This is a genomic window from Aggregicoccus sp. 17bor-14, assembly GCF_009659535.1.
Lineage (GTDB): Bacteria > Myxococcota > Myxococcia > Myxococcales > Myxococcaceae > Aggregicoccus.
Genome location: NZ_VJZZ01000012.1, coordinates 181,252 through 208,056, shown reverse-complemented (window position 1 = coordinate 208,056; position 26,805 = coordinate 181,252). Strand labels below are relative to the sequence as shown.

The window sequence follows — 26,805 nt, the reverse complement described above, 5'->3', positions numbered from 1 at the left end:
TCAGGGAGTGGAAGCGGCGTGCGGGTGGAAGCGCTCGCGGTAGCGGCCGGGCGGGATGCCCAGCTTGTGGAGGAAGGCGCGGCGCATGGCCTCGGGCGTGCCCAGCCCGCTCAGGGCGCACACCGCCTCGAGGCTCTCGGAGGACTCCTCGAGCAGGCGGCGCGCCGTCTCCACGCGCGTGGAGGTGACGAAGCGCGCCGGGGTCATGCCCACCTCGCGCGTGAAGACGCGGGCGAAGTTGCGCGGGCTCATCGCCACCCGCCGCGCGAGCGTGGGCACGCTGAGGTCCGCGCGCGGATGGTCCTGGATGTAGCCCTGCAGCTCGCGCAGCGGCTCCTGCTCGGCGAGCTGCACCGCGAGCTGCGCGCTGAACTGCGCCTGGCCGCCAGGGCGGCGCAGGAACATCACCAGGGCCCGCGCCGTCTCCAGCGCCAGCTCGCGCCCGTGGTCCTCCTCCACCAGCGCGAGCGCCAGGTCCATCCCCGCGGTGACGCCCGCGGTGGTGTAGAGCGCGCCCTGCTTCACGAAGATGCGGTCCGGCTCCAGGCGGATGCGCGGGAAGCGGCGCGCGAAGGCGTCGCACCAGGCCCAGTGGGTGGTGGCGCTGCGGCCCTCGAGCAGCCCCGCCTCGGCGAGGAAGAAGGCGCCGGTGCACACCGAGGCGAGCCTGCGCACGAGGCCCGCCTGGCGGCGCAGCCAGCGCAGCAGCGGAGGGTGGGCGCAGTAGCGCTCCGTGCCCCGCCCTCCCGCGACGAGCAGGGTGTCCAGCCCGCGCCCCACCTGCGCGTAGCCGCGGTCCGCGTGCAGCCGCAGCCCGGAGGACGCCGTGAAGGGGCCGGGCTCGAGCCCGAGGATCTCCACCTGGTACGCGTCGTCCTCGCGCAGGCCCTGCTCCTGCAGCAGGCGCGAGGCGCGCGCGAACACCTCCAGCGGCCCCATCACGTCCAGCATCTGCACGTCCGGGAAGGCCAGCATCGCCACGCGCCGCGTGCGGGGAGGCCGCGCGGTGGGGCGGGGAGACTTGCGCAGCGGGGAGGCTCGCGGGGACATGGCGGCACCATGCCGCTCCCAGTGGGGTGGGGACAACGACAGCGTTCCCACGTTTTCTGCCATCGCCGGGCGCGGGCGATCCCTCGTGGGGGGACTCCGCTCCTCGGAGGGGGACTACTGGCGCGGGCCGCGGAGCTCCGCGCGCAGCGCCGCGAGCTCGCGCTCGTGCCGCTCGAGCTGGGCGCGCGCCGTCCGCAGCTGCTGCTGCAGCTCCTGCACCTGCTGCTGCAGCGAGAGGGCGGCCTCCGGCTCCCGGGCCACGGAGGCCGCGGCCGCCGGGGGCGCCCACGGCGTGAGCGCGGCCGGCGCGGGCAGCAGCACGGGCCGCGGCGCCAGCACCGGGACCGGGAGCGCGGCAGCGCGCGGAGGCAGCGGCGCGGCGGTCGCCGCCGGCGCGGAAGCCGCCTGGCGCAGGATGGCGGGAGCGGGAGGCGCCTGCGGCGGGGGTGCTGCGGGCGGCTCCACCGTCTCGCGCAGCCCCAGCTCGTGGAGCAGCCCGTGCAGGCGCGCCGCCGGGAGGTCCGAGCCCAGCTCGAACGCGATGCGCAGCGCGGGCGGGGTGCCGCTCGGCCCGCCGCCGCCCACCACATGGCCCGCGAGCCGGAAGGGCTTCTTCATCCCGGGCCGCACGAGGTCCAGCTGCAGCTCGGCGCCCTCCGGCAGCTGCTGCCCGGTGCGCACGAGCAGGCCGCCCGCGGAGATGTTCTCCACCGGGCCGCCGCCCACCAGCTTGCCGTCCAGGTGCAGGTGCGCGACGAGGCTCTGCGCCCGCACGCGGGCGTACTGCCGTCTCTTGCGGCTCATGGCCGGGCACCCTAACAGCACTGGCCCCACCGCCCGCGCCGCCCTACCCTCAGGTACACCATGCCTCGACTCGTGACCCAGCTCGGAGAGCTGCAGTGCCAGGTGGTGGATGCCCTCCCCGAGGGCAGCGCCCCGCGGCTCGCCGTCGTCCTCTGCCACGGCTTCGGCGCTCCCGCCGAGGACCTCGTCCCGCTCGCCGCGGAGCTGCTCGCGCAGGCCCCCGCGCTTGCTGGCAGCGTGCGCTTCGTCTTTCCCGCCGCACCCCTGCAGCTCGAGGGAATGCCAGGCGCGCGGGCGTGGTGGCGCCTGCCCCCGGAGGTGTTCCAGTTCGGCGAGCGCGACTGGGAGCGCTACGCGGACGCGGTGGTGGAGGGGCTCGCGCCCGCGCGCCGCGCGCTGCTCAGCTGCGTGGAGGCGGTGAGCCGCGGGATGAAGCTGCCCCTGGGGCGCATCGTGCTCGGCGGCTTCAGCCAGGGGGCGATGCTCGCCACCGACCTCGCCCTGCGCCTCGAGGAGCCGCCCGCCGCGCTCGCCATCCTCTCCGGCATCCTCATCACGAAGTCGGACTGGAGCGCCCGCGCCGAGCGGCGCCGCGGCCTGCCCGTGTTCCAGTCCCACGGTCAGTACGACGACATCCTGCCCTTCGCCCGCGGCGAGGCGCTGCGCCACCTGCTCGAGGCCGCCGGGATGCCCGTGCAGTTCGTCCCCTTCGACGGGCCGCACACGATCTTCCCCGAGGTGCTCGAGGGGCTCGCCGCCTTCCTCGCGCAGCGCGTGGAGCGGCCGTGAGCTGCCACGCGAGTGAGCTGAGCGTGGCCACCCGGGGCCGCGGCTTCCACGATCTCACCCGCGAGGTGCAGGCCGCCGTGCGCGCGAGCGGCATCGCCACCGGGCTGTGCACCGTGTTCCTGCACCACACCAGCGCCTCGCTGCTGCTGTGCGAGAACGCCGACCCGGACGTGCAGCGGGACCTCGAGGCCTTCTTCGCGCGGCTGGTGAAGGACGGAGACCCGCTCTTCCGCCACGACGCCGAAGGCCCCGACGACATGCCCAGCCACGTGCGCGCCGTGCTCACCGGCAACTCGCTCGGCCTGCCCGTGCGCGAGGGCCGGTGCGACCTGGGCACCTGGCAGGGCGTGTACCTGTGGGAGCACCGCACGGCGGCGCACCGGAGGCGCGTGAGCGTCACGGTGACGGGGTAGAGGGCTCTCCCCCCCGCCCCGCCCAGGAGTGACGCCCTAGTGCTTGCGCGGGGCGGTGCCGCTCGCGGCCTTCACCACCGCCTTCTTCGCCGGCGCGCTCGCAGGCTTCACCGCCGAGGCCTGCTTCACGGCCGGGGCCGGCGCAGCGGCGCGCGCGACCTGGGGCGCGGGCTGCGCCGCCACCTCGGGGGTGAGCAGGATCTCGATGCGGCGGTTGCGCGCGCGGCCCTGCGGCGTCGCGTTGGAGGCCACCGGCTCGTACTCGCCGTGCCCCGTCGCCACGAGCCGCCGCTGCGGCACGCCGGCCTTCTCGCCGAGGAAGCGCACCACGTTCACCGCGCGCGCCACCGAGAGCTCCCAGTTGGTGGGGTAGATGGCCTTGAGCTTGTCGCTCGGCGGGCTGTCGTCGGTGTGGCCGGAGACCTGGATGTCGCGGTCCTTCACGCCCTCGAGCACCGTGCCCAGGCGCGCGAGCACCTCCTCGCCGCGCGGGGAGAGCGCCGCCTCGCCCGAGGCGAAGAGCACCTTGTCCACCAGGTCCACCTGCAGCCGGCCGTTGGCCTGGGTGAGGCGGATCTCCCCGTCCTTGATCTCCGCCTTCATCTTCTCCTCGAGGCTCGAGTAGGTCGCCTGCAGCGCCTCCAGCTGCGCGTCCTTCTCCTGCACCTGGGCGGCGAGCGCGGCGCGCTCGGAGGCGAGGCTCACCCCTTGCGCCTCCAGCTGCTTGAGCCGCTCGGCCTGGCCCGCGCGCGTGGCGTCCAGCTCGGCCACCTTCGCCTCCAGCTCCCGGTTCAGCTTCTCCGCGGTGTCGTGCGCCGAGCGCTGCGCCGAGTAGGCCTCGAAGCCGAAGTAGCCGAGCGCGCCCGCGAGCGCCACCACCCCGACCAGCAGCACCCAGGGCATCGCCCCGCCTCCGCTGCGCCGCTCCGACATGCCGTACTCCGTGTCCGCCATCGCGTGCTCCTCCGTCGAATCCGTCGATTCAGGGGAGACACCGTACCCATGGCGTGCGGGTAGGCCTCAAGGCTGCGGGGTGCGGCACACAGCGCACTTCGCGCAAGCGCGCGGAAAACTTCCAGCAGGGCGCTGCGGGACGCTAGCGCGGCACCGACTCCGGGCCCTTCTGCTTCTCGAACTGGAACACCTGCTTCGCCGCGGTCTCGCCGGTGAGGATGAGGAAGCCGTCCTCCATCTTCAGCTCGTACGAGGTCACGTTGAACTTCTCGTGGTTGAGCGGGATGACGCGCCGGTCGCCGCACACCGCGCCCACGGCCTGGCCGCCGCGGCCCACCAGCAGCACGTGGTGCTTGCGCTTCGTCGTGTCGAAGATGCCCCACGCGCGCACCTCGAGCGAGTTGCCGCGCCCCAGCGTCGCGTCGTCGAGCGGGGTGCGCAGCACGAAGCAGCCCGTGGGGGTCACCTCCAGCGAGAGGTCGAAGTCCGCGCGCACGTCCGGGTCGCTCGCCACGCGGTCGGTCTCGGTGCGCGGCGGGAGGCTCGCGGCCTGCAGCACCCAGTTCCCCACGTACTTGTCCTCCGGCGGAGGCCCCTTCAGGGCGAGGCTCGCGCACGGGTCGGGCTGCTCCTTCTGGGGGCTGGGCGGCGCCGGCTCGAAGGACTTCTGGCACAGGGGCCGGCAGCGCTGCTCGCTGCAGTTCGGGTCGTCCGAGGGGCAGCCCTTCTGCGCCGTGCACTTCTTGAGCGTCGCGAGCGTGCGCTCGCACCCGGTGGCGAGGCACTCGTTGCTGCACTTGCGGTCCACGCACAGCGCCACGCAGGTCCAGTTCTGGGCTCCGCATCGCCCCGCGGCCGTCTTGGCAGCGCCCGCGGCCTGGGCCCGCGCGCCTCCGGGAGCGAGCATCACGAGGGAGAGCAGCAGCGCGAGGGCGAGGGAGTACAGGGAGCGCGGGAGCATACCGAGGTGCAAGCTAGGCACGGGGACCCGCGCAGGCAGCGCGAGGCCGCCTGGCCGCCGGCTCGCGCGCTCTAGGGCGCGAAGAGCGCCCGCGCCGCGGGGTGCGCCCCGAGCAGCGCGAGCGCGCGGCGCAGCAGCCCCTGCCCCGGCTCGGTGCGGTGCCAGGTGGAGGCGCCGCTGGGGTGCGGCAGGGCGATGACGTCCACCTCGTGCCCGTGGAAGCGCACCCGCTGCTGGGTGCCCACCACCTGCGCGAGCGGCCCGCGATGCCCCAGCACCTCCGCGATGGCGAGCGCCCCCACCGGCAGCACGAGGCGGGGCGCGAGCGCGGCCACCTCTCCCGCCAGGTGCGGGCGGCAGGCCAGGACCTCCTCCGGGTCCGGCTTGCGGTCCCCGCCCCCCTTCGCCTTGCCCGGAAAGCAGCGCGCCACGGCGCTGAAGTAGAGCCGCGCGCGCACCGCCTCCTCGTCCGCCCCCAGCGCCTCGTGCAGCCAGCGGAACAGCGTGCGCCCCGCCGTCCACGCGAAGGGCCGGCCCAGCCCCTCCTCGTGCACCCCGGGCGCCTGGCCCACCAGCAGCACGGGGCTCGCCACCGCGGGGCCGTGCACCGCGCGCCCCACCATGCGCGGGCAGCGGCGGCAGGCGCGCAGCTGCGCGTGTACGGCGAGCAGCGCCTCATGTGGGTGCGCGGGGAGCATGCGGGTGCAAAGGGATAGCGGGGTCGAAGCGGCGGCGCAGCGGCCGCCGGAAAGGGCGAGCGGGCAGGCGAGCGCGGAGGGACTCGGATACCCCGCTTCTGCTAGCTTCCCGCGGCCCCGCCATGCCCGACCTCGACACCACTGCCATCAGTCGCACCCGCGCCACCGGCAACGTGCCGGGCTACAGCCTGGAGAAGCTCGTGGGCCGCGGCGGCATGGGCGAGGTGCACCGCGCCACCCAGCTGTCCCTGGGCCGCACGGTGGCCGTGAAGCTGCTCAGCCGCGACCTCGCCGAGGACAAGAGCTTCGTCGCGCGCTTCCAGAAGGAGGCGGCGGCGCTCGCCACCCTGCGTCACCCGCACATCGTCTCCATCGTGGACAAGGGCCAGACGGAGGACACGTACTTCCTGGTGATGGAGTTCGTGGACGGGCCGTCCCTGCGCGAGGTGATGCGCTCGCCCCTGCTCGATACGAACGGCGTCTTGCGCATCATGATGGAGATCGCGCGCGCCATCGACTACGCGCACGGCCGCGGGGTCATCCATCGCGACCTCAAGCCGGAGAACATCCTCTTCGACGAGCAGGCCGGCGGCATCCCCAAGGTGAGCGACTTCGGCCTCGCCTCCTTCCTCGAGGGCAACGACGCGCGCTTCGAGGTGACCGCCACCCACGTGGCCATGGGCACGCTCGCGTACATGGCGCCCGAGCAGCGCGTGGACGCGAAGACGGCGGACGGGCGCGCGGACATCTTCAGCTTCGGCGTCATCCTCTACGAGATGCTGGTGGGCGAGCTGCCCATGGGCAACTTCGACCCGCCCAGCCAGCGCAAGCCGGGCCTGGACCCGCGCCTGGACGCGGTGGTGTTCCGCTGCCTGCGCCCGGACCCCTCGGACCGCTACCCGAGCATGGCGGCGCTCATCTCGGATCTGGAGCCGCTCGCGCCCCCGGGCCCCTCGCAGGTGCCGCAGCGCCTGTCGCGCGTGCAGCGGCTCGGCCTCAGCGTGCGGCGCGCCGTGCGCGTGGCGGTGCGCACCGCGGCGCTGCTGGTGGTGCTCGCGGCGCTGGGCGTGCTGGGCGTGGCGGCCCTGCGCAACGCGCAGCAGCGCCCCGAGGTGCAGCCGGGCGCCGCGCTCGCCGCGGACCTGGGCCCGCCCTCGGTGCTCGCGCTGCCCGGGCGCCTGGAGCAGGGCGCGGAGCAGCGGCGCGTGCTGGTGGGCGAGGGCCCGGACCAGCTCGGCCTGGTGGTGACGGGCCGCCCGCTCACGGTCGAGGCCGGCGCGCTGGCGTTCGCGCCCGTGTCCGGGCAGAGCCGCGTGGGGCTCGCGCGCGTGGACGTGGTGGACGTGGACGGGCGCTCGGCGCGCCTCAGCGCGGTGGTGAGCGCGGACGGCGATGCCCCGTCCCTGCTCTCCCGCGCGCGCGCCGCGCTCCTGGGCCCGCCGCCGCCGGCGCGCGCCGCCCTCATGCTGCAGGGCAGCGCCGGGCGCTACGTGGCGCTGGTGCTCTCGGGCGAGAGCGCTGCGCCCCTGCGCCTCGAGTGGGCCCTGGGCGAGCGGCGCGGCACCATGCTCGGGCTGCCCAGCCCTCAGGGCCCCGCGCGCCTGGAGCTCGCGGTGGACGACGAGGGGCTGCTGCGCGCGTACGTGGGCGCGGGCCAGGACCGGCGCGCCGTGGGTGAGCCCCTGAACCTCGGGCCCGAGTGGACGCGTCAGTTCGGCGAGCCGCCCGCGCCCGCGCTCGGCTGCATCGAGGGAGGCTGCCGCGCGGAGAAGCTCGCCTACGCCGTGCGCCGCGACCCGCCGCCTGCGCCCGCCGCGGCGCCCGCGCCGGTGGCCGCCGCCGCCGCGCCCCCGGTCCCCGCCGCCGTGCCGCACGCGGCCGCGGTGCAGCCCGCGCGCGCCGTGGTGAAGAAGCCCGTCGCCGCGCCCGCGCCGCAGAAGAAGGCCGTGGCCAAGCCCGCCCCCGTGCGGGCGAAGCGCCGCTAGACGCTCGGCGCGAGCGCGCTGCGTCAGCCGGCGGACAGCGCGGGCCCTCATCCCGCAGCCCGGGCCGAGGTGCGGCTCGTGAGCCGTGCACCGCGCACCGCCGCATGGGAGGGTAAGGGGATGCACCGCCCCACCCCCCTGAGGCTCGAGTGGTTCGCCGCGGCCTTCGGGCTGCTGATGGGGCTCACCATGGTGTACGTGCCCTACGCGTTCACCGCGAGCGCGTTCCGGGCGGTGTACCCGCACGTGCGGCCGCTGGGCGCGTGCTTCCTGGTGGGCGCGACGGCGGTGATCGTCACGCTGCTGTACCCGGGGCGGCGGGCGTGGGTCGCCGCCGGCGCGCGCGCGCTGCTGCTCGCGCCGCTCGCGGCGTACTGGTGGTGGGTGGCGGTGGGCGGCGGCGGCAGGACCGGCATCTTGATCTACCCGCTCATGGCCGCGGGCCTGGTCGTGGAGGCCCTGCCGGGCTGGCGCCGGCGCAGCCTCTTGCGGCCCTTCCTCTGCGCGGTCGCGGCCGCCTTCGGGGCGAACATGGCGCTGCGCCCGGGCGACTACGGGGCCACCATGTACGGGGGCTTGCGCGCGGTGATGCAGCCGCTGGGGCTGTGCTTCCTCGCGGTCGCGCTGCTGCTGGGCGCCTCCCAGCTGCGCCCCGCGCTGCCCGCGCGGCGCGCCGGGGCGCTCGCCCTGGGGCTGCTCGGCGTGCTCTTCGCGGTGCTGGCCACGGCGCTCGGCCGGGGCGGCGCCTGGACGGGCATGGAGCTGTACGCCCTGCTCAGCCTGACCTGCGCGCTGGAGTTGCTGGGCCCCGGCTGGCTGCCGCGCCCCTCCGGGGTGCGCTGGCGCCTCTTGCGCGGCATCACCCTGGCCGCCGTGCTGCCGCTGCTCGCGCTGGGCGGGCTCGCCATCGGCGTCTCGCAGCGCGCCATCGAGCGGGAGCTGCACGCGCAGGCGCGCCTGGCGGCCTCCGCCGAGGCGGCGTGGCTGGACCAGGGCGTTCGCGGGGCGCGCGCGCTGCTCGCCGCGGAGGCGGCGTCCCCCCAGCTCGTGCGGGAGGTGCTCGCGCGGGACACGGCCGCGCTGCAGCGCAGGCTCGCGCGCCTGGAGGCGAACGGCGGAATGGTGGACGTGTTCACCGTGATGGACGCCGAGGGCCACTTCGTGGGCGCCTCGCCCCGGGTGGGCAGCGTGAGCGGCAACTTCGCGGACCGCGACTACTTCCGCCAGGCAGTGCGGCCCGACTCGGTCTTCATCTCCGAGCCGCTGATGGCGGCGGTGGGCCACCCCTTCGTCGTGCTCTCCGTGCCCGTGTTCCACGAGGGCCGGCGCGTGGCGGTGCTCACCGGCGGCCTCGCGCTGGAGCGCCTCGCCCACGCCTCCTCGCTGGCCTCGGGGCGCTACCGGGTGCAGGTGCTGGACGTGCGCGACGGGCGCGTGCTGCGCGATACGGGGAGCGGCGCGCTGCTGGCGCTGCCCCGGCTGCCGGCGCCGCTGCGCGCGGCGGAAGGGGGCTCGAGCGAGGCCTTCGGCGAGGGCGAGCGACTGCTGCTGCAGGCCTCCGCGCGCGCCGCCGAGGCGCCGTGGGTGGCGGTGACCACCACCGAGCTGCAGAGCGCGTACGCGCCCATCACGCGCCTGGGGCTCTCGGTGGTGCTCATCGCGCTGGGGGTGGGCGCGCTCGCGGTGGTGCTCGCGCACTGGGTGGGCCGGGACATGGCCAGCCGCGTGGAGGCGCTGCGCGACGCGGTGGCCGCCTTCGAGCGCGGGCCGCTCGAGCAGCACCCGCTGCCGCCGCGCGGCGACGACGAGCTCGCGCAGCTCACCGAGGGCTTCAACCAGATGGTGGCGCGCATCGCGCACAGCCAGGCCGAGCTGCGGGACGCGGTGGCCGTGCGCGAGCAGTTCCTGAGCGTGGCGAGCCACGAGCTGCGCACCCCGCTCACCCCCCTGCGCATGGGGCTGGAGCTGCTGCTGCGCCAGGCGGAGGCCGCGCAGGGCGCCGAGCCCGAGCGCGCGCGCACCCTGCTGCAGCGCAGCCTTCGCCAGGTGGACCGCCTCACCCGCCTGGTGGGGGACATGCTGGACGTCACCCGCCTGCAGGCGGGCCGCTTCACCCTGCAGCCGCGCGAGGTGGACCTCGCGGCGCTCGCGCACGAGGCGGTGGAGCGCGTGCGCCTGTCACCCGCGGGCGCCTCGGCGCAGCTCTCGCTCGAGCTGCCGGCGGGGCCGCTGGTGGGCCGCTGGGACGAGCAGCGCCTGGAGCAGGTGCTCACCAACCTGCTGGAGAACGGCCTGCGCTACTCGCCCGCGCCGGCGCGCCTCGGCGTGCGGCTGCGCGCCGAGGGCGACAGCGCGCTGCTCGAGGTGCAGGACGAAGGCATCGGCGTGCCGCCCGAGAGCCTCGGCCGGCTCTTCACCCCCTTCTTCCGCGCGGACAACGCCGCGCGCCACCACGCGGGCGGCGTGGGGCTGGGGCTCGCCATCTGCCGGGAGATCGTCGAGCGGCACGGCGGCCGCATCGAGGCGCACAGCGCCGGGGTCGGGCAGGGCACGCTGTTTCGCGTGCGGCTGCCCACCGGGCTCGCCGCCGGCGAGCAGCTGCGCGCAGGCTAGGCGCTACGGGAAGAGCACGAAGCGCACGCCGAGGGTGAGCCACTCGTGGGCGGCCTTGTCCTGCAGGTCGCCCGAGGTCTCGCTGCCCGACGCCTCCTTCAGGGTGACGCGGCTGTAGCGGCCCACGCTGAAGTCCGCGAAGGGCCCGATGCCCACCGCGTGCGAGAGCCGGAAGTCCACGCCGGCCATGAGCCGCGCGAGCTCCCAGCCCACGGCCGTCATCGTCGTGTCGCCGGCCGGGCCGCTCGCCCCCACGCCGGTGCTCTCGATGCCGATGCCGTAGCCGAGCCACGGGTTCGCCTTGGCGGCGGGCGCGAAGTTGTACTGCAGCTGCGCGCCCAGCCGGAAGGAGGCGTGGACGCAGGTGACGTCGGGGGTGGCGCAGATGCCCTTCAGCTCGCTGCCCACGCCCCCGAAGCCCAGGCCCAGGTAGCCCCCGAGGAAGACGTGGTGGCTGAGCTTCCCACCGATGTCGAGCATCACGGGCACCTGGCCGGAGACGAGGCCCTTGTAGGTGTCACCGGGCGCCCCGGAGCTGTTGCCGAAGGGCAGGCCGTAGCCGGTGCGCAGCGCCATCTGGAAGCCCGTCTGGGGCGCGGGAGCGCTGCCCGCCTCGGTGGGGGCCGCGGACTGGGCGCGAGCGGCGGCGGAGCAGAGCAGGACGGCGAGGGCGGCGTGGCGAAGCAGGGACATCTCTTCTCTCCTGGGATGGCCGGGCAGCGGAGGCCGCGCGGGCGCCTGTCTCTACCCCGAGGCGGGCGCTCGCTGCAAATCCCGCTCTGTCCGCATCTCTTCGATTCCCCGTCCTTCGCCTAGGCGCTCGGAAGGAGCCACGTTAGCGTCCGCCCATGCGCCTTCCCACTCCGTACGCCGTGCTCGTGCTCCTCCTGCTCACGGGCTGCAGCGAGCTCGGCCTGAAGAGCTTCCCGGTCCAGCTGCAGTCGGAGCAGCCGGTGCTCGGGCTCGCGTACTCGGACACGGGAGACCGGCTCTACGTCGCCGGCGCGCGCTACCTCGCATACGGACGCAACGGCGCCCCCCTTGGCCGGCGCCTGGACGTCACCCTGAGCCAGGTCGCTGTCGCCGGGGAGTTCGTGTACGCGCTCACGGCCGGGACGGCGGAGCTGCGCCTCTACGACCCGGACGGGCAGTGCCGCAGCTGCGCGCCCGATGACCGCATCCCCGGCAAGGTGAGCGCCGTGGTCGCCAGCGCGGACGGACGCAGGGTGGTCGCCGCGGAGGCGGACGAGAAGGGAACCTCGCTGTGGGTGTGGCGCGTGGGCGTGGGGGCGGTGGGGGCTCGCGCCCGGGGGCGGCTGCTCTACGGCAACAGCGCCGGCGTGCGCCACATCGCGCTCTCCCCCGACGGAGCGCTGCTGCTCGTGGTCGACTACGTGGGCAACGTGACCGCGCTCGACTCAAGCTCGGGCGCGCAGCGCTGGCGCTACGAGACGGACGAGGCCGCGGGCCGCCCCTTCGCGCTCTTCGCGCTCTGGAACGTGGGCGCCAACCCCCTCGTTGGGCTCTCCGCCCGCGGCGGCTTCGAGCCCATCGGGCAGCTGGATCCCGCGACGGGTGCGCTGACGGTGCTGGCTCCCGAGCAGCGCGACATGCAGTTCGCGAACGAGACTCCGGCGGTGGTGGGCACGCTGGGCGGGCGCTTCCTCCTCGGGAGGCAAGACGTCGACTTCCAGCCCCGCGTCGGAGTGCTCGGCCGCTACGATCTCGAGCGCCGCACCTTCATCCCACTCGCCGAGCGCGGCCGCTTCGAGGCCATCGCCCTCTCGCCAGACGGCGAGCATCTCGCCGTGAGCCGAGGCAGCGAGATCGACACCTATGACGTCCAGGACCTGCTCGATGCCCCCCCACACGCGCCATGAGCGGTGCACCGGGGAGGCGCTTCTGACGCCCGTGCACGCTCCGATGGGCTTCTGCGCTCGCGCGCCCGGGAGCGGAGCGAGTCTCACGCGTCGCATGAGGGCTCTCGCTTCCTGCCTCATCCTCCTGTCGCTGTGGCTCGCAGGCTGCAGCGACTTCGGCCGCGAGAACTTCCCGGTCACCCCGCAGGGCACGCACCCGGTGGTGGCGCTGCGCTATGCGCCCTCGGGCGAGCGGCTCTTCGTCGCCGGCGCGCACTTCCTCTCGTACAGCCCGGACGGGCGCGCGCTCGGGCGGGCCCTGGACGTCACGCTGGTGCAGCTCGCCGTGACGCAGCAGCACGTCTACGGCATCGAGGCCGACCCCTACGAGCTCCTGCTCTTCGACTACGACGGCGCCTGCCTCAGCTGTGCGCCGGAGACCCGCATCCCGGGCACGGTGGCCCTCACGCCGGGCTACGGCTCCCTCGTGGCGAGCGCGGACGGCAGCACCGTGGTCGCCGCGCTCGTCGCGCAGGAGGGCGCCGCGCCGCAGGTGGTGCGCCTCGTGCCCGGAGCCACCGGGGCCCAGGCGCTCGGGGCTGTGCTCTACACGGGCGAGGTGCGCGCGCTCACGCTCTCACCGGACGGCGCGCTGCTGCTGCTCAGCCTGCCCGGTGGCCAGGTGGAGGCGCGCGATGCCCATACGGGCGAGGTGCGCTGGCACTACGCGGGCGGCAGCAGCGCCGAGCGCCCCCCGGTCGCGGCCGTGTACTGGACCACCTCGCCCGCGCCCTTCGCCGCGCTCGCGGCCACCCTGCCCCTGCAGCCGCTGGGGACGCTGGACCCGGCCACCGGCGCGCTCACGCTGCTGGACGCCGAGCAGCGCGGGCTGCAGCTCTCGCACGATGCGCCGCCCGTGGCGACGACGCAGGACGGGCGCTTCCTCTTCGGGCGCGAGGAGGTGGGGCAGCGGCGCCAGGTCGGAGCGCTCTCCCGCTACGACGTCCAGCGCCGCGCCTTCGCGCCGCTGCTCGAGCAGGGCGCCTTCAACGCGCTCGCCCTCTCCCCGGACGGCGCGCGGCTCGCCGTGAGCCGCGGCACGGAGATCGCCACCTACTCCGTGGAGGAGCTGCTCGGGGCCCCCGCCCTCTCGCGTTGAGGCGATCCGCCAGGCGCCCTAGCCGCGCGCGAGCAGCGCCGCGGCCGTGCGCACGCCGCCCAGCGCCGTGGCCAGCGTGCTCTGCCCGGGGAACACCGAGTCGCCCACCAGCCACAGCCCCGGCCTCACGGGCCTGGGCGAGAGCGCGCGGTACTGGTGCAGCCCCGCGCGCCGCGGCACCCCTCCCACCGCGCCGCCCTCGCGCTGGGTGAAGCGCGCGAAGGTGCGCGGGCTCGCGGTGAGCACGTGGCGCACGTCCGCCATCCACTCGGGGGCGAGGCGCTCGAGCCCCTCGCGCATCCGCGCCTGCACCCGCGCCACGTACGCGCCCTGCGCCGCCGCATCCAGCGTGCGCAGCGCGCGCAAGGGCACGTGCGTGGACACGGTGAGGGTGCGCAGGCCCGCGGGGGCGCGGCCCGGGTCCTCGGCGCCGCTCACCGAGGCGAAGAGGTGGTTGCCCTCGACGAAGGGGGCGCCCTCGTCCTGCACCAGCTCCAGGTGGTGCGGCCCCGGGGAAGCGCCCGCGGGCGCGGCCGCGACGAGGTAGAGCATCGCGGCGCCCCACCCCTCCTCCACGCCGCGCGCCATCGTGCGCAGCCGCGCCGCGCCCTCGGCCTTCTCCCCGCTCTCCGGCAGCAGGCGCAACAGCCCCTGCGGCAGCACGTTGGCCACCACCTGGCGCGCGCGCAGCTCGCCGCGGCGGGTGTGCACGCGCCAGCCTCCGCCCGGCTCGGGCGCGAGCGCGCGCACCCGGTTCGCGAGCAGCACCTCGCTGCCGCTCGCGCGCACCGCCCCCACCAGCGCCTCCGCGAGCCGGCCGATGCCGCCGCGCACGTGGCCCGTGCCCCGCCAGTAGTAGTCCATCGCGGCGAGCGCGAAGGGGGCCTCGGCTTCGCCGGCCGGGCACTGCACGGTGATCTGGCACAGCGCATCGAGGAAGGTGCGAAGCGGCCGGAAGCCCTCGAGCCCGCAGTGCGCGAGCACCGCGGCGAGCGGGCGGCCCATCCAGCGCAAGAGGGGCGCGTACTGGAAGGCGCGCGCCGAGTGGCGCAGCAGGGCGGGGAGGGTCAGCGGCGGCAGCAGCGTGGGGTCGTCGAAGAGCGGCCACAGCGCCCCGGCCACCTGCTCCTGGAGGCGGAAGAAGCGGCGCAGGCCGGGCACCGGCGCCCCGGGGAGCCTCTCGAGCTCGGCGACGAAGCGCGCCTTGTCGCGGTGCACCGGGAGCACGAGGGACGGGGTGCGCAGCTCCACCAGCGGGTCCGGCCAGTCCAGCTGCACGTCCAGCCCCAGCTCCGCCACCCAGCGGCCGAACAGCTGCGCCTCGGAGAGTCCGGAGAAGAGCGTGGCGCCGGACTCGAAGGCGTAGCCGTCCCTTCGGAAGGTGGAGGCGCAGCCCCCGGGGTACGCGAGCGTCTCGCACAGGGCCACCCGGGCACCCTGGCGGGCGAGCGCCAGCGCGGCCCCCAAGCCTCCGAACCCCGCCCCCACCACCACTGCGTCGTACTGGGTGTGCACGCGAGGGCGGATGCGCGAGCGGCGCGGGGGTTTCGGAAACTGGCGGGGCGCCCGGGCGCGTGGAAGGGTGGCCGGCTCCGCCATGCGCACGCTGCAAGCCGAGCTGTTGAGTGGGAGCGCCCTGCACCGGGAGGTCATCCAGGAGAAGCTCGCGCACGCGCGCGAGTCGGTGCTCATCTCCACCGCGAACCTCAAGGCGATGTACGTAGAGCTGGACGGGCGCTTCAAGCCGGTGCTCGCGCTCTTCGACCGGCTCGCCAAGCGCGGCGTGGAGCTGCGCCTGCTGCACGCGGAGCTGCCCAGCCGCCCCTTCCGCGAGGCCTTCGACGCGCGCACGCGCCTGGTGAGGGGCGGGCTGCAGCTCAAGGTGTGTCCGCGCGTGCACTTCAAGGCCGTCATCGTGGACGGCGCCTGGGCCTACCTGGGCAGCGCCAACCTCACCGGCGCGGGCCTGGGCGCCAAGGGCGAGGCGAAGCGCAACTTCGAGCTGGGCTTCGTCACCGAGGACTTCGACGTGGTGGACCGCGCCACCGCGCTCTTCGAGAGCGTGTGGAGCGGCGCCGAGTGCCGCGGCTGCGGCCTGGTGAAGCTGTGCCCGGACCCCATCCTGCCGCCCGCGCTGCGCGAGGGACCCCGGAGAGGGAGCGGCGTGCGGCTGGGGCGCTCGCGACGGCTGCGGCGTTAGCGCCCAACAGCTCCGAGAATGGCGGTGGCCGGCGCTGCGGCTTTGCATTATCCCTGCCGGCACATGCGCACGCCCTCCCGTCGCCCCCTCGCGCTGCTGCTGCTCCTCTCCGCTGCCCTTCTGCACTGCGCCCACCGCCCGCCCTCGCCTACGGACGCGCTGCAGGAGGCCGCCGCCCGGGCGGCGAAGCCGGACGCGGATGCCCGCACGCGCGCCTTCGCCGGCTTCCACGCCCTGCTGGTGCAGGGCGCCCCCGCCGAGGCCCAGCGCCTCTTCGACGCGGCGCTCGCGCAGGACCCCGCCGAGCCCTACGCCCTCTACGGCCAGCTGCTGATGGCCCAGCGCGCAGGCCACCCGGAGCGCGCGCTGGACGCGGCCCTCGAGCTGCCCCGCCGCGCCCCGCGCCACCCGCTCGCGGTGGTGGGCGCGCGCTTCGCGCTGGACCAGGCGGGCAACGCGGTGCCCCTGGACGAGCGCATCCTCTCCGGCGCGCGCGCGGGGCTCGAGGCGGGCGCCGCCGGCGAGGCCGCCCAGCTGCTGCGCAGCGCGCGCGTGGCGGTGCAGGGGGTGCGCGGCGAGACGGCGGCGCAGTCCCAGGCGCTGCAGGAGATGGGCTCGCTGAGTGAGGCCACGCTGGTGGGCCCCTTCTCGCCCTACCAGTGGCTGGGCTTCGACGAGCCCACGCAGCCCGAGAAGGACGGCGCGCTGACGGACGGGCTGAAGGGCCCCTTCGGGCCGCTCGCCCTGCGCACGCTGCACGCGCCGGACGGGCGCCTGGACCTCTCCGGGGAGACGGGGGACGGGGACGTGTTCCTGCTCGCGGTGGACGCGGAGGTGCCGGCGGGCGGGCAGTACGTGCTGCGCACCGTCTCCACCGGCGCGCACCGCGTGCTGCTGGACGGGGCGGCGGTGCTCGAGCGCCGCAGCTTCGCGCGCGCCGAGTCCACGGTGAGCGCGCGCCCGCTGGAGCTCGCGCCCGGCACCCACCGGCTGCTGGTGAAGCTGGTGCGCGAGGCGCGCGCGGGCACGCTCTCGCTCTCGCTGATGCGCGCGGACGGCGCCCCCTCCGCCATCCGCTTCCGCCCCGCGCGGGGGCCCGCGCCGCACTGGAGCGCGCAGGCCCCCGCGAAGGGGGCTCCGGCCGGGGCCGCGGCCGCCCTGCTCTTCCCGGACGCGAAGGACCTCGCGGCCGCGCTGCAGCAGGAGGCGGGCCCACTGCTCGCGGGCTTCATCGCCGTGCGCGACGGCATGGGCCGCGACCGCGACGGCGCGAAGCAGCTGCTGGACGGGGTGGCGAAGGCCGCGGGCAGCCCGGCGGTGCTCGCGCTGCGCGCGGAGCTCAACGCCACCGACCGCACCGTGCCCGCCAAGGTGGCGCGCGGGCGCGCCACGCGCGACCTCGAGGCGGCGCTGGCCAAGGACCCGAAGGACGTGAACGCCCTGCTCCTGCGCGCCGCATTGCAGCTGGACGAGCCGCAGCCCACCGCCGCGCTCGAGACCCTCACCCGGGCGCGCGGCGCGGCCACCCCCGTGGGCTACCCGGTGCACCTGCTGCTCGCGCGCACCGCGCTGGCGCTCAAGGTGGAGGCCCAGGCGGAGGCCGCCGCGCAGGACGCGCTCACGGCGCAGGCGGGCCTGTGCGAGGCGCACCAGATCCGCTACGACCTCGCCCGCCGCCGCGATGCCGTGGGCGAGGCGGACCAGGCGCTGCAGCAGATGGAGCGCTGCCCCGGGGCGCTCGTGCGCGCCGCGGACCACGCCCGCGTGCGCGGCGACCTGCAGGCCACGGCCGCCGCCTACGAGAAGCTGCTCGCGCGCGACCCCGGCGACGTCGCGAGCGGGCTCGCGCTCGCCGGCACCCAGGTCTCCCTGCGCCGCTACGAGGACGCCACCCGCGTGCTCTCCTCGCTGCGCACGCTGTGGCCGCGCAACGCGGGCCTGCTCAAGCGGCTCGCGGACGTGCGCGAGTTCGCGGGGGACCGCGCCCAGGCGCTCTCCCTGCGCGAGGAGGCGCTGCACCTGGACGGCAGCGACCTGCCGCTGCGCCGCATGGTGGAGCGCGCGCGCACCGGCAAGGAGCTGCTGCAGGAGCGCGCCATCGACGGGAAGGAGGCCATCAAGGCCTACGAGGCGAACCACGGCCCCGAGGACAGCCCCGCCGCCTACGTGCTGGACGCGGCCGCGGTGCGCACCTACCCGGACGGCTCGGTGGTCAACCGCGTGCACGTCATCCAGAAGGCGCTGGACCAGAGCGGCGTCGCGGACATCGCCGAGGTGGAGCTGCCCCCGGGCGCGCAGGTGCTCGCGCTGCGCACGATCAAGCCGGACGGCAGCGCGCTGGAGCCCGAGAGCATCGAGGGCAAGGAGACCGTGAGCCTGCCGGGCGTGCAGGTGGGCGACTACGTGGAGTACGAGTACCTGCTGGCCGAGGACGCGCGCGGCCCCGCGCAGCCGGGCTTCAGCCTCGCGAGCTTCTACTTCCAGATTGCCAACCAGCCGAACAACTGGAGCACGTACACGGTGGTGTCTCCGAAGGGCACCGGCCTCAAGGTGGACGCGCACAACCTGAACGGCCCCGCCCCGCGCGCCACGGTCGAGAAAGGCCCCGAGGGCGACGAGGAGGTGTTCCGCCACGACGAGCGCCGGGTGCCGCCCTACGTGCCCGAGCCGGAGGGGCCGCCCTCCGGCAACGAGTACCTGCCCTGGGTGCAGGTGGGCGCCGGGGACGAGGGCAACGAGCGCCTCGTCGCAGGCTACGCGGACGCCTTCCTCGAGCGCGGCGTGCTCACCTCCGAGGTGGAGGCCTTCGCGCGCGAGGCGGTGGGGGACAAGAAGGGGCTGGAGGCGGTGCGCGCGCTCTACGGCGCGGTGATGCAGCGCTTCAGCGGCCGGGACGCGGGCCTCGCCCAGTCCGCCGCGAGCACCGTCGCGCAGGACCGCGGCAGCCGGCTGTGGGTGCTCAAGGCGGGGCTCGAGTCGCTGGGCATCCCCGCGCGCCTCGCCGCCGTGCGCACCTTCCTCGCGGACCCCGCGCCCTACCGCTTCCCCACCGACTCGCTCATGCCCTTCCTCTGCCTGTACGTGCAGGTGCCCGGCGGCGAGCCCGTGTGGCTGGACCCCAGCGTGCGCTACGCCCCCTTCGGCGAGCTGCCCGAGCAGGCGCTGGGCGCGCGGCCCGTCATGCTGCTGCCCGAGCCGGGGCGCCCCCTGCAGAAGCTCACCACGCCGCCCGCGCGCCCCGCGCCCGGCAAGCAGGTGAAGCTCGCGCTCGCGCTGGATGCGCAGGGCAACCTCACGGGCACGGGCGAGGAGACCTACGTGGGCTTCGAGGCGGCGCAGCTCGCCGAGGCCTTCGAGACGCTGAGCGCCGAGAGCCGCAAGCAGGCGCTGCAGGGCGCGGTGAGCCGCTACTTCAACGGCGCGGAGCTCACCACGCTGCAGGTGAGCGCCGAGCGCGGCGTGGGCCAGCCCTTCACCCTGCGCTACGGCCTGCGCGCCCCCGGCTTCGCGCGCGTGGACGGGCCCCGCCTCAGCGTGCCGCCGCTCACCCTGCCCGCGCAGCTGGGGCGGCGCTACGTGCAGCTGAGCGCGCGCCAGACGGCGCTGTTCCTCGGCAGCACCGAGGCGAGCCACGTGCAGGTGCAGCTCACCCTGCCCCCCGGCTACCGCATGGCGGACCCCCTGCCCTCCTTCAGCGTGAACAGCGCCTTCGGGCAGCTCACGCGCCACGAGAGCCAGACGGGCGAGGTGGCCACGCTGCAGGAGGACTTCGTGCTGCCCATGGCCCGCATCGCGCCGCGCGACTACGAGCGCTTCGCGCGCTGGGCGGGGGACGTGGACCTCTTGCAGTCGCGCGACGTCACCCTCACGAAGGAGCCGGGCAAGGAGGCGCGGCGCTGAAGTAGCCTCGCACTCCCATGCGCCAGCCCCTCCGACTCCTGCTCCCGCTGTGCCTGCTGCTGTGCGCCTGCGAGCGCAAGGTGCAGGAGTCTCCTCGGCAAACCTCCGGAGGCTCCTCCGGAGCCCAGGGCGCGTCCGGCTCGGGGCCCATCCTGCTCGGCTCGGTGGGCAGTCTCACGGGCCCCGAGGCCACCTTCGGCGTCACGGTGCGCGACGGCATCGCGCTCGCCGTGGAGGAGGCCAACGCGCAAGGGGGCGTGAAGGGGCGGCCGCTCGCGGTGCGCTTCTACGACAGCCAGGGCAAGCCCGAGGAGTCCTCCGCGGCCGTCACCCGGCTCATCTCGCAGGACCACGTGAGCGTCATCCTCGGCGAGGTCTCCTCGTCCAACTCGCTGGTCATCGCGGACGCGGCGCAGGCGGCGCACGTGCCCATGGTGACGCCCGCCGCCACGCACCCGGACGTGACGAAGAAGGGCGACTACATCTTCCGCGTCTGCTTCATCGACCCCTTCCAGGGCGAGGTGATGGCGAAGTTCGCGCGCGAGAACCTGAAGCTGTCCCGCGTCGCCATCCTCCAGGACGACAAGAACGCGTACTCGCTGGGGCTCGCCCGCGTCTTCGACGAGGCCTTCCGGAGGCTCGGCGGCGAGGTGGTGGCGCGCGCGAGCTACCAGAAGGGGGACACGGACTTCCGCGCGCCCCTCACACAGCTGCGCAAGGCGCGCCCCGAGGCGCTCTACGTGCCGGGCTTCTACAGCGAGGTGGGCGTCATCGCGCGCCAGGCGCGCGAGCTGGGCTTCACCGAGCCGCTGCTCGGCGGCGACGGGTGGGAGAGCGACCACCTGCTGGAGCTCGCGGGCAACGCGCTCGAGGGCAGCTATTACTCAGCGCACTACGCGCTGGACAACCCGGCGCCCGCGCTGCAGCGCTTCGTGGCGGCGTACCGCAAGCGCTACGGGGTGGTGCCCGAGGCGGGCGCCGCGCTCGGCTACGACGCGGCGCGGGTGGCCATCGCCGCGCTCTCGCGCGCGCCCTCGCTGGACGGTCCCGCGGTGCGCGACGCGCTCGCGAGCACGCGCAACTTCGTGGGCGCCGCGGGCACGCTGTCCCTGGATGCGAACCGCAACGCGGTGAAGCCCGCCGTCATCCTCGAGGTCGAGGGCACCCGGCGCCGCTTCGTCACCACCGTGGCGCCCTGAGCCCGGCTACCGCCGCTTGCCCGTCTCCTGGATGAGCTCCACGTAGCGGCGGTTCTTGGGGTTGAGCTTGAAGGCCTTGCGGTAGGCCTCCTCGGCCTGGGCCCACTGCGACTCGCCGCGCGCCACCTCGCCGAGGAAGAACAGCGCGTCCTCGCAGGTGGGGTCCTCGCGGGTGAGCTCGCCCAGCTCGCCGAGCACGAGCCGGCCGTGCGCCTCGGGCTTGAGCAGGTAGCGCGCCCAGGCGCGGAAGGCGCGGTGCACGCTGCGCGGCTCGATGTCGCACGCGTACTCGAAGTACTCGAAGGCGCCGGGGAAGTTGCCCGCCTCGAGGCGCTTGCGGCCCTCCTCGAACTGGGTGCGCCCGTCCAGCAGGTCGGTGCGGATGCGGAACTGCTCCGCGGTGCTGGGGCGGCTCGCGGCCTGGGCCTGCTTCTCGCGCGCGGCGGCGCGGCGCTTGCGCCAGAGCGCGGCCTGGTCCACGTCGCTCAGGGCGCCGTAGGCGCGCGCGTACGCGGCGAGCAGCGCCTCGGCCTTCTCGCGCAGCTCCGCGGTGGCGAAGCGCAGCGGGCTGAAGCGCTCGGCGAGCGCGAGGAAGGCGCGGCGCAGCGGCACCGCCTGCACGTCCTCGGGCACCTCCAGCAGGCCGAAGGGGTCCTGGCTGCGGTGCTGCAGGAAGGCGCTCATCAGCGCGTTGCGCACCGCCTCGTCCTCGTCCGCGAAGGGCACGCCCCTGGGGCCCGGCGCAGGCGCTGCCGCGGGCGCGGGGCTCGGGGGCGGCGGCGGCTCGGCGGCGGCGGCCGGGGCGCGAGGCGCAGGGGCGGGCAGCGCGTCCGCGAAGCCCGCCACGCCCAGGATGCACAGGGCGTAGAGGCGGCGCAGCACGGTCTCCGTGTCCAGGCCGGTGCGCTCGAGCAGCTCGGCGAAGGTGGGCTCGGCGCGCAGGGCCTGGAAGAGCCGCGCGTCCTTCGCGCTCAGCTTGAGTCCCTCGGCGGCCTCGCGGGCGCCGGGCACCTGGGCGAAGCGGCGCTCGTCGGTGAAGGTGAAGTGGGTGGCCACCGCGTCGAAGGGCATGAAGCTGCTCACGCCGGTGAGCACCAGCTGGGCGCTGTTCATGCGCACGCTGGTGGCGGGGGCCTCCACGTCCGCGATGAGGCGGAAGCGCGCGTCCGTCCAGCGGAAGGTGTCCAGGATCTTCAGGGCGAGGTTCGCCTGCAGCTGCTTGTAGAGATCGAAGGGCGCGATGAGCCCCTTCTTCACCAGCAGCTCGCCCATCTGCAGGCCGCTCTGCACGCTCTCGGAGAGCGCCTTCTGGTAGTCCGCCTCGCTCAGGCGCCCCTTCTCCACGAGGAACTTGCCCAGCGTCTCGTGCAGCAGGTTGGACGCGCAGGCCACGGGGCTGCCGTCCTCGAAGGTGATGCGCTTCTCGAGCTGGCGGCGCTTGAGCTCCAGGGTGCAGGTGCGCTCCTCCAGCATCAGCGCGTGCAGGAGCAAGGGCAGCGGCAGCTCCTCGAGCGAGCCCTCGCGCTGCTTGAGCAGCTGCGCGGGCGGGGGGAAGAGGGCGGTGTCCAGAGTCACGGTACGCAATCGTAGCGCGCTTCGGCGAGGGGCCCTAAGTGGCCCCCTCTGCCCACCCGTGCCTACCTGCCAGGCGCCTCAGGGCGTGAGCCGCAGCAGGAAGGCCCGGGGCGTGCTGCTCGTGAGCGGCCCGCTGCCGAAGTCCGCGGTGCCGCGGAACAGGCCGATCACCGAGACGGAGCCCCCGTCGCTCACCGCGCAGCCCTCCGTGCGGATGTCCTCCCCCGAGCCCACCTGGAGGTTGCGCGCGCGCCCGAACTGGCCGTCGTTGCGGCGGAAGCGCGCGACGAAGGAGGTGGTCACCAGCGGGTCCGGCACGGAGGGGCTGCGCGGCACGCCCAGCGCCGAGGCGTCCCCGTGCGACACGCACGTCACCACCTCGTTGCGCGTGCTGGTGGCCACGGCGATGCCGCCGCGAGACGGCCCCAGCACGTGGCGCCAGCGCTCGTCGCCGTTGCCCGTGCTCAGCCCCAGCAGGTCTGCGACTCCCGTCGGGACGTCGGTGACGGCGAGCACCACGCGCCCGCCGCGCGCCACCAGCCCATCCGTGAAGCTGCCCTCGGGGGCCTCGACGAAGTGCGTCCAGCGGTGGTTCCCCTGCCCCGTGGTGGAGAAGACGAAGGGGGTCATCGTGCCGCTGCCGGAGGGCCCGCCGAAGGTCACCGCCCCCGTGCCCAGCCCGCTCACGTACGCGTTGCCCGCCTCGTCGCTGGCCACGCGCGCGCCCTCCGCGCTCGCGCCCTCCGGCTGCTCGTAGATGTTGCCCCAGCGCGCCGCGCCGTCGTTGCCGTAGCGGATGAGCATGAGGCGCGGGGCGCGCGACTCGGAGAGGACGCGGAAGGAGGCGAGCGCGTAGAAGCCGCCGCCCGGGCGGTGCACGGCGAAGTCCAGGAAGCTGAAGGTGGTGCCCGCGTCCGGCCGCGTCGAGCGGGCGAAGCGGCGGTGGCCGTCGGAGCCGAGGCTGAGCAGGAAGAAGCCGTTGCCCAGCGTGCGCGAGCCCACCTGCACGCCGCTTCCCTGCGCCTCGCCCCCGAGGAACACCGTCCCCCCGCGCGTCACCGTGAGGGCGGCGGCGTGCACGAAGAAGGACGTGGACGGGTCGGTGGAGGGCGTCCCCGGCCCATAGCCCCGCACCCACACCAGCGCGCCGCCGGGCCGGAACTTCGCCACGCCCAGGTGCACGTCCGAGGCGTCCCCGTTCCAGGGCAGCGTGCGCCCGGCGAGCGAGGCCGGCCCGGTGTACTGGAACGAGACGTAGGTGTTGCCCGCCCCGTCCACCGCCACGTGGTCGTAGAGCAGCTGCGCGTCGCTCGCGCGCACCCAGCTCGGGTTCAGCGCGCTCGCGTGCACCTCCTGCGTCAGCGTGCCCGCGGGCGGCGGTGTGCTCGCGACCGGCGCCCCGCCGCCCTCCGCCGCCGTCCCCCCGCAGGCGCCCCACAGCAGCGCCAGCACCAGCACCCCTCCTGCGCGAAGTCCCCGCATGTGCGTCCCCCCTTTTTTGCTCCACCCGGGACGGTGCACACGGGGCGCGGGGCTGTGCAGTGCAAGACGCGGCAACCGCGCGGCGCGTGCAGGCCGCGCGCGCGGACCCCACGGCCTCGCACTCCGGTACGAGCGGCCTGCGATGTCCGGCACGTAGCGCGTCGCCCGCAAGACAGCGCGGACCCTTCGGCTGCGGGGCGGCCAGGCGCCGCGCGCGCCTTCAGCTCACGCGCACGCCGAGCCAGGCGGCGAAGCCGCGCAGGCCTGGAATCTGGTAGCTCCAGAAGCCCGCGATGGCCTCGCGCAGCGCGCGCTCGTCCGGGTGGGCCTCGAGGATGGCCGCCAGCATGCGCCGCGTGTTCTCGAAGATGCGCGTGAGCACGAAGCGCGCCGCGGGGCTCACCCGCAGGCCCGGCTGCGAGGCGCGCAGCTGCGCGAGCGTGGCGGAGACGAGCAGCTGCACGAAGCGCTCGCCGAAGGGCGCGTACGGGGTGCCCTCGGCGCGGTCCAGCAGCACCACCACCGCGAGCCGGTGCTCCACCCAGAAGCGCAGCATCTGGTCGCCCTCGTCGTCCGGCGGCGGCGCCGGGTGCGAGAGCGCGAGCTGGGCGAGCGCCTTCACGCGGCGCTCGAGCAGCGCCTCGAAGCGCTCGGCCAGCGCGGGCGTCACGACGGCATCCAGCAGCTCCTCCTTGCCCGGGTAGTAGCGGTACAGGCTCGCGGTGCCCAGCCCCGCGCGCTGGGCGATGCCCGCCATCGTCGCGCCCAGGTAGCCCTGGGCCGCGAAGGCCTCGAGCGCCGAGGCGAGGATGCGCTCGCGCACGTCGTCTTTGAGGACCTGGGGCATCAGCGCTCGAAGAGGCGGGGGTAGGAGAAGGGGGCCCAGCGATGATGCCACGGGCGCGCCTCCTCCAGCTGGTACGCGAGCTCCAGCAGCAGGCGCTCCTCACCCAGGCCCGCCGCGAAGTGCGTGCCGATGGGCAGCCCCTCGGGCGTCCAGTGCAGCGGCACGCTCATCCCCGGCAGGCCCGCGATGTTGTGGATGGGCGTGTAGCCCACGCTCGCCGCCGTGCGGCGCAGCAGCTCCTCGCGCGGCAGCACGGGCGAGAGGTGGCCGAGGCGCCAGGGCGCGGTGGCCAGCGTGGGGGTGAGGATGACTTCGAAGCCCTTCACCGCCGCGAGGTAGCGCTCGGCGCAGGCGGCGAAGGCGGCGCGCGCCGTGGGCAGGGCGTCCGGCCCGAGGCGCTGCAGCTCCTCCACCAGCGCCCAGGTGAAGGGCTCGAGCTCCCCGCGCTGCACGGGCGCTCCGCGCATCTGCCCCATCATCTGCACCACGCCGGCGACCGCCGCGCCGCCCATGAGGAAGAAGCCGTCCCTCAGCGCCGCCCCGTCGATGTCCGGAGGCACCACGGGCTGCACCTCGTGGCCGAGCTCCGTGCACAGCGCCACCGCCTCGTCGTAGGCCCGGCGCACCTCGGGCGTGGGCTCCTCGCCCATCAGCGTGCGCGTCCAGGTCCCGATGCGAAGCCTGCGGCGCAGCGGCTCGCGCACGAAGCCCAACGGCGCGAGCGGCCCCTCGCGGTCCTCGGTGAGGGAGAGGAAGAGCGCGCTGTCTCGCACCGAGCGGCTCACGCAGTGCTCGCTCACCAGCGCGCCGAAGTCGGAGGGCCCGAGGCTCGCCGGCACGCAGCGGCCGCGGCTCGGCTTGAGCCCGAACAGGCCGCACACCGAGGCGGGGATGCGCACCGAGCCCCCGCCGTCGCTCGCGTGCGCGAAGGGCACCAGCCCCGCGGCCACGGCGGCCGCCGCGCCTCCCGAGGAGCCCGAGGCCGAGAGGGACAGGTCCCACGGGTTGTGGGTGACGCCCTCTGCGAGCGTCTCGGTGCTGCCCAGCATGCCCAGCTCCGACGTCGCGCTCTTGCCGACCGTCACCAGGCCCGCCGCGTCGATTCGAGCGGCGTAGGGCGTGGGGGGCGCGGCCAGGTTCTTCGCGAAGAGCCGCGAGCCGAGACCCCAGCGCAGGCCGGGGTACGGCGTCACGTCCTTCACCAGGAAGGGCACGCCCGAGAAGGGCCCCGCCGCGGGCCGCACGCCGCGCGCGCGCTCGAGGTCCAGCGTCACCACCGTGTGCAAGAGCGGCTCGAGCGCTGCGAGGCGCTCCGCGCACGCCTCCAGGAGCTCCGCCGCACTGACCTCGCCCTTTGCCACGAGTTCCGCCTGCGCCACGCCGTCCAGGCGCGAGAGACCACCGAGCTTCGCCATGGGACACCTCCTGCTCCGTGAACCGCGAAAAGCGAATTAATCATTCCCTTTTCGCGGCCGCCGTCAAGTGTCGCGGTCGCCGGCCGGGCAGGCAGGGTGCGTGGGGTTGACCCGCACCGGGCGCAGCGCACTAGGGTCTGGGCCCCTATGCGACCCTCTCCCGCGCTCCTCCTCTCCGGTCTCCTCGGCACCCTCGCCCTCGCTGCGTGCAGCGGCGGCGGCGACGAGGGCGGCGGCGGCCCGGCGGCCCAGGCCGGCGACGTGCAGCCCTTCGGCAAGACCTACTCGGGCAAGCTGTACCTGGGCCCGGTGGAGTGGACGGGCTCCTTCCACAACGCCTGCAGCCCCTACCCCTCCCAGGTGCAGCAGGACATGGGCGAGCTGCTCGTGGGGCTGAGCAACCTCATCCCCAATACGGAGAACCTCTGCGACGCGTGCGTCCTCCTCACCACGGCGTCCGGGAAGCAGGCCGTGGGCAGGGTCGTCACCTTCGGGGACACCACGGGCGAGGGCTACCTGGACACGAGCCAGACGCTGTACTCGCTGCTCACGCAGGGCGAGAGCGACCCCACGCCCCCCATCACCTGGCAGGTGGCCAAGTGCCCGGACGGCCAGGCCGTGCGCTACCAGTTCCAGAGCGGCAGCCACCAGGACTGGACCAGCTTCTGGGTGCGCGATGCGCGCCTGCCGCTCTCCAAGGTGGAGGTGAAGAGCAGCAAGAACCCGAGCTGGCAGACGCTGCGGCGCGAGACGGACGGCACCTTCAACGACGACGACGGCATCGGGCTCGGCGCCTTCTCCGTGCGCCTCACCGCCGTGGACGGCCAGCAGCACGTGGACGACTTCCCCAGCTACACGGCCGGGGCCCAGCTCTACACGGGCCAGGGCAACTTCCAGTAGGC

General features: G+C 75.2%; 21 protein-coding genes. 10 read left to right on the top strand and 11 right to left on the bottom strand.

What is annotated here, in order from left to right:
- On the bottom strand, positions 1-1,050 hold the full coding sequence (locus tag FGE12_RS22295; RefSeq protein ID WP_153868571.1) for a GlxA family transcriptional regulator: 1,050 nt from the start codon (positions 1,048-1,050) through the stop codon (positions 1-3).
- Between the two features lie 114 nt (positions 1,051-1,164).
- Complete coding sequence (locus FGE12_RS22290; protein WP_153868570.1) at positions 1,165-1,854, bottom strand: PilZ domain-containing protein; 690 nt, start codon at positions 1,852-1,854, stop codon at positions 1,165-1,167.
- Positions 1,855-1,914: 60 nt separating this feature from the next.
- On the opposite strand from FGE12_RS22290, the gene FGE12_RS22285 reads away from it, so the two are divergent.
- Positions 1,915-2,643: an alpha/beta hydrolase gene (locus FGE12_RS22285; RefSeq protein ID WP_153868569.1), complete on the top strand. Its 729-nt coding sequence runs from the start codon at positions 1,915-1,917 to the stop codon at positions 2,641-2,643.
- On the top strand, positions 2,640-3,056 hold the full coding sequence (locus FGE12_RS22280; protein ID WP_194798158.1) for a secondary thiamine-phosphate synthase enzyme YjbQ: 417 nt from the start codon (positions 2,640-2,642) through the stop codon (positions 3,054-3,056). Before FGE12_RS22285 ends, FGE12_RS22280 begins: the two co-directional genes overlap by 4 nt.
- A 36-nt stretch (positions 3,057-3,092) precedes the next feature.
- Here FGE12_RS22280 and FGE12_RS22275 read toward each other — a convergent pair whose 3' ends face one another.
- The 3 genes from FGE12_RS22275 to FGE12_RS22265 form a co-directional block, all read right to left on the bottom strand.
- A complete protein-coding gene (locus tag FGE12_RS22275; protein ID WP_228530984.1) occupies positions 3,093-4,010 on the bottom strand; it encodes an OmpA family protein in 918 nt (305 codons plus the stop codon).
- Positions 4,011-4,152: 142 nt separating this feature from the next.
- Entirely contained in the window at positions 4,153-4,971 is an 819-nt protein-coding gene (locus FGE12_RS22270) for a hypothetical protein (RefSeq protein ID WP_153868568.1), read from the bottom strand.
- Between the two features lie 71 nt (positions 4,972-5,042).
- Positions 5,043-5,669, bottom strand: a complete 627-nt coding sequence (locus FGE12_RS22265; protein WP_153868567.1) for a uracil-DNA glycosylase family protein — start codon at positions 5,667-5,669, stop codon at positions 5,043-5,045.
- Between the two features lie 122 nt (positions 5,670-5,791).
- On the opposite strand from FGE12_RS22265, the gene FGE12_RS22260 reads away from it, so the two are divergent.
- Both FGE12_RS22260 and FGE12_RS22255 read left to right on the top strand, forming a co-directional pair.
- A complete protein-coding gene (locus FGE12_RS22260) occupies positions 5,792-7,654 on the top strand; it encodes a serine/threonine-protein kinase (protein ID WP_153868566.1) in 1,863 nt (620 codons plus the stop codon).
- Between the two features lie 120 nt (positions 7,655-7,774).
- Positions 7,775-10,267: an ATP-binding protein gene (locus tag FGE12_RS22255; protein WP_153868565.1), complete on the top strand. Its 2,493-nt coding sequence runs from the start codon at positions 7,775-7,777 to the stop codon at positions 10,265-10,267.
- A gap of 3 nt (positions 10,268-10,270) precedes the next feature.
- On the opposite strand, the gene FGE12_RS22250 is transcribed toward FGE12_RS22255, so the two are convergent.
- Complete coding sequence (locus FGE12_RS22250; protein ID WP_153868564.1) at positions 10,271-10,960, bottom strand: hypothetical protein; 690 nt, start codon at positions 10,958-10,960, stop codon at positions 10,271-10,273.
- A gap of 155 nt (positions 10,961-11,115) precedes the next feature.
- Here FGE12_RS22250 and FGE12_RS22245 point away from each other — a divergent pair, with 155 nt between their 5' ends.
- Positions 11,116-12,147: a hypothetical protein gene (locus FGE12_RS22245; RefSeq protein ID WP_153868563.1), complete on the top strand. Its 1,032-nt coding sequence runs from the start codon at positions 11,116-11,118 to the stop codon at positions 12,145-12,147.
- A gap of 94 nt (positions 12,148-12,241) precedes the next feature.
- Positions 12,242-13,285, top strand: coding sequence for a hypothetical protein (locus FGE12_RS22240; protein WP_153868562.1), 1,044 nt, complete (start codon positions 12,242-12,244; stop codon positions 13,283-13,285).
- Positions 13,286-13,303: 18 nt separating this feature from the next.
- Here the strand turns inward: FGE12_RS22240 and FGE12_RS22235 are convergent, their stop codons facing one another.
- Positions 13,304-14,800, bottom strand: coding sequence for a phytoene desaturase family protein (locus tag FGE12_RS22235; RefSeq protein WP_370459109.1), 1,497 nt, complete (start codon positions 14,798-14,800; stop codon positions 13,304-13,306).
- An 82-nt stretch (positions 14,801-14,882) separates the two neighbouring features.
- Here FGE12_RS22235 and FGE12_RS22230 point away from each other — a divergent pair, with 82 nt between their 5' ends.
- The 3 genes from FGE12_RS22230 to FGE12_RS22220 all read left to right on the top strand — a co-directional run bounded on the left by FGE12_RS22230 (position 14,883) and on the right by FGE12_RS22220 (position 20,584).
- Complete coding sequence (locus tag FGE12_RS22230; RefSeq protein WP_153868560.1) at positions 14,883-15,485, top strand: phospholipase D-like domain-containing protein; 603 nt, start codon at positions 14,883-14,885, stop codon at positions 15,483-15,485.
- 63 nt (positions 15,486-15,548) lie between these two features.
- Complete coding sequence (locus FGE12_RS22225; RefSeq protein ID WP_153868559.1) at positions 15,549-19,385, top strand: hypothetical protein; 3,837 nt, start codon at positions 15,549-15,551, stop codon at positions 19,383-19,385.
- A gap of 17 nt (positions 19,386-19,402) precedes the next feature.
- Positions 19,403-20,584, top strand: coding sequence for an ABC transporter substrate-binding protein (locus tag FGE12_RS22220; protein ID WP_153868558.1), 1,182 nt, complete (start codon positions 19,403-19,405; stop codon positions 20,582-20,584).
- A 6-nt stretch (positions 20,585-20,590) separates the two neighbouring features.
- Here FGE12_RS22220 and FGE12_RS22215 read toward each other — a convergent pair whose 3' ends face one another.
- The 4 genes from FGE12_RS22215 to FGE12_RS22200 all read right to left on the bottom strand — a co-directional run bounded on the left by FGE12_RS22215 (position 20,591) and on the right by FGE12_RS22200 (position 25,903).
- Positions 20,591-22,159, bottom strand: coding sequence for a tetratricopeptide repeat protein (locus FGE12_RS22215; RefSeq protein ID WP_370459108.1), 1,569 nt, complete (start codon positions 22,157-22,159; stop codon positions 20,591-20,593).
- A gap of 78 nt (positions 22,160-22,237) precedes the next feature.
- On the bottom strand, positions 22,238-23,641 hold the full coding sequence (locus FGE12_RS22210) for a hypothetical protein (RefSeq protein WP_153868557.1): 1,404 nt from the start codon (positions 23,639-23,641) through the stop codon (positions 22,238-22,240).
- 220 nt (positions 23,642-23,861) lie between these two features.
- Positions 23,862-24,488 (bottom strand): TetR/AcrR family transcriptional regulator, encoded by a 627-nt coding sequence (locus tag FGE12_RS22205; RefSeq protein ID WP_153868556.1) that lies wholly within the window; start codon positions 24,486-24,488, stop codon positions 23,862-23,864.
- A complete protein-coding gene (locus tag FGE12_RS22200; protein ID WP_153868555.1) occupies positions 24,488-25,903 on the bottom strand; it encodes an amidase family protein in 1,416 nt (471 codons plus the stop codon). Before FGE12_RS22200 ends, FGE12_RS22205 begins: the two co-directional genes overlap by 1 nt.
- Positions 25,904-26,050: 147 nt before the next feature.
- Here FGE12_RS22200 and FGE12_RS22195 point away from each other — a divergent pair, with 147 nt between their 5' ends.
- The gene (locus tag FGE12_RS22195; RefSeq protein ID WP_153868554.1) at positions 26,051-26,803 is read left to right on the top strand and encodes a hypothetical protein; all 753 of its coding nucleotides are present in this window, start codon (positions 26,051-26,053) and stop codon (positions 26,801-26,803) included.
- The last annotated feature ends 2 nt before the right edge of the window (positions 26,804-26,805 follow it).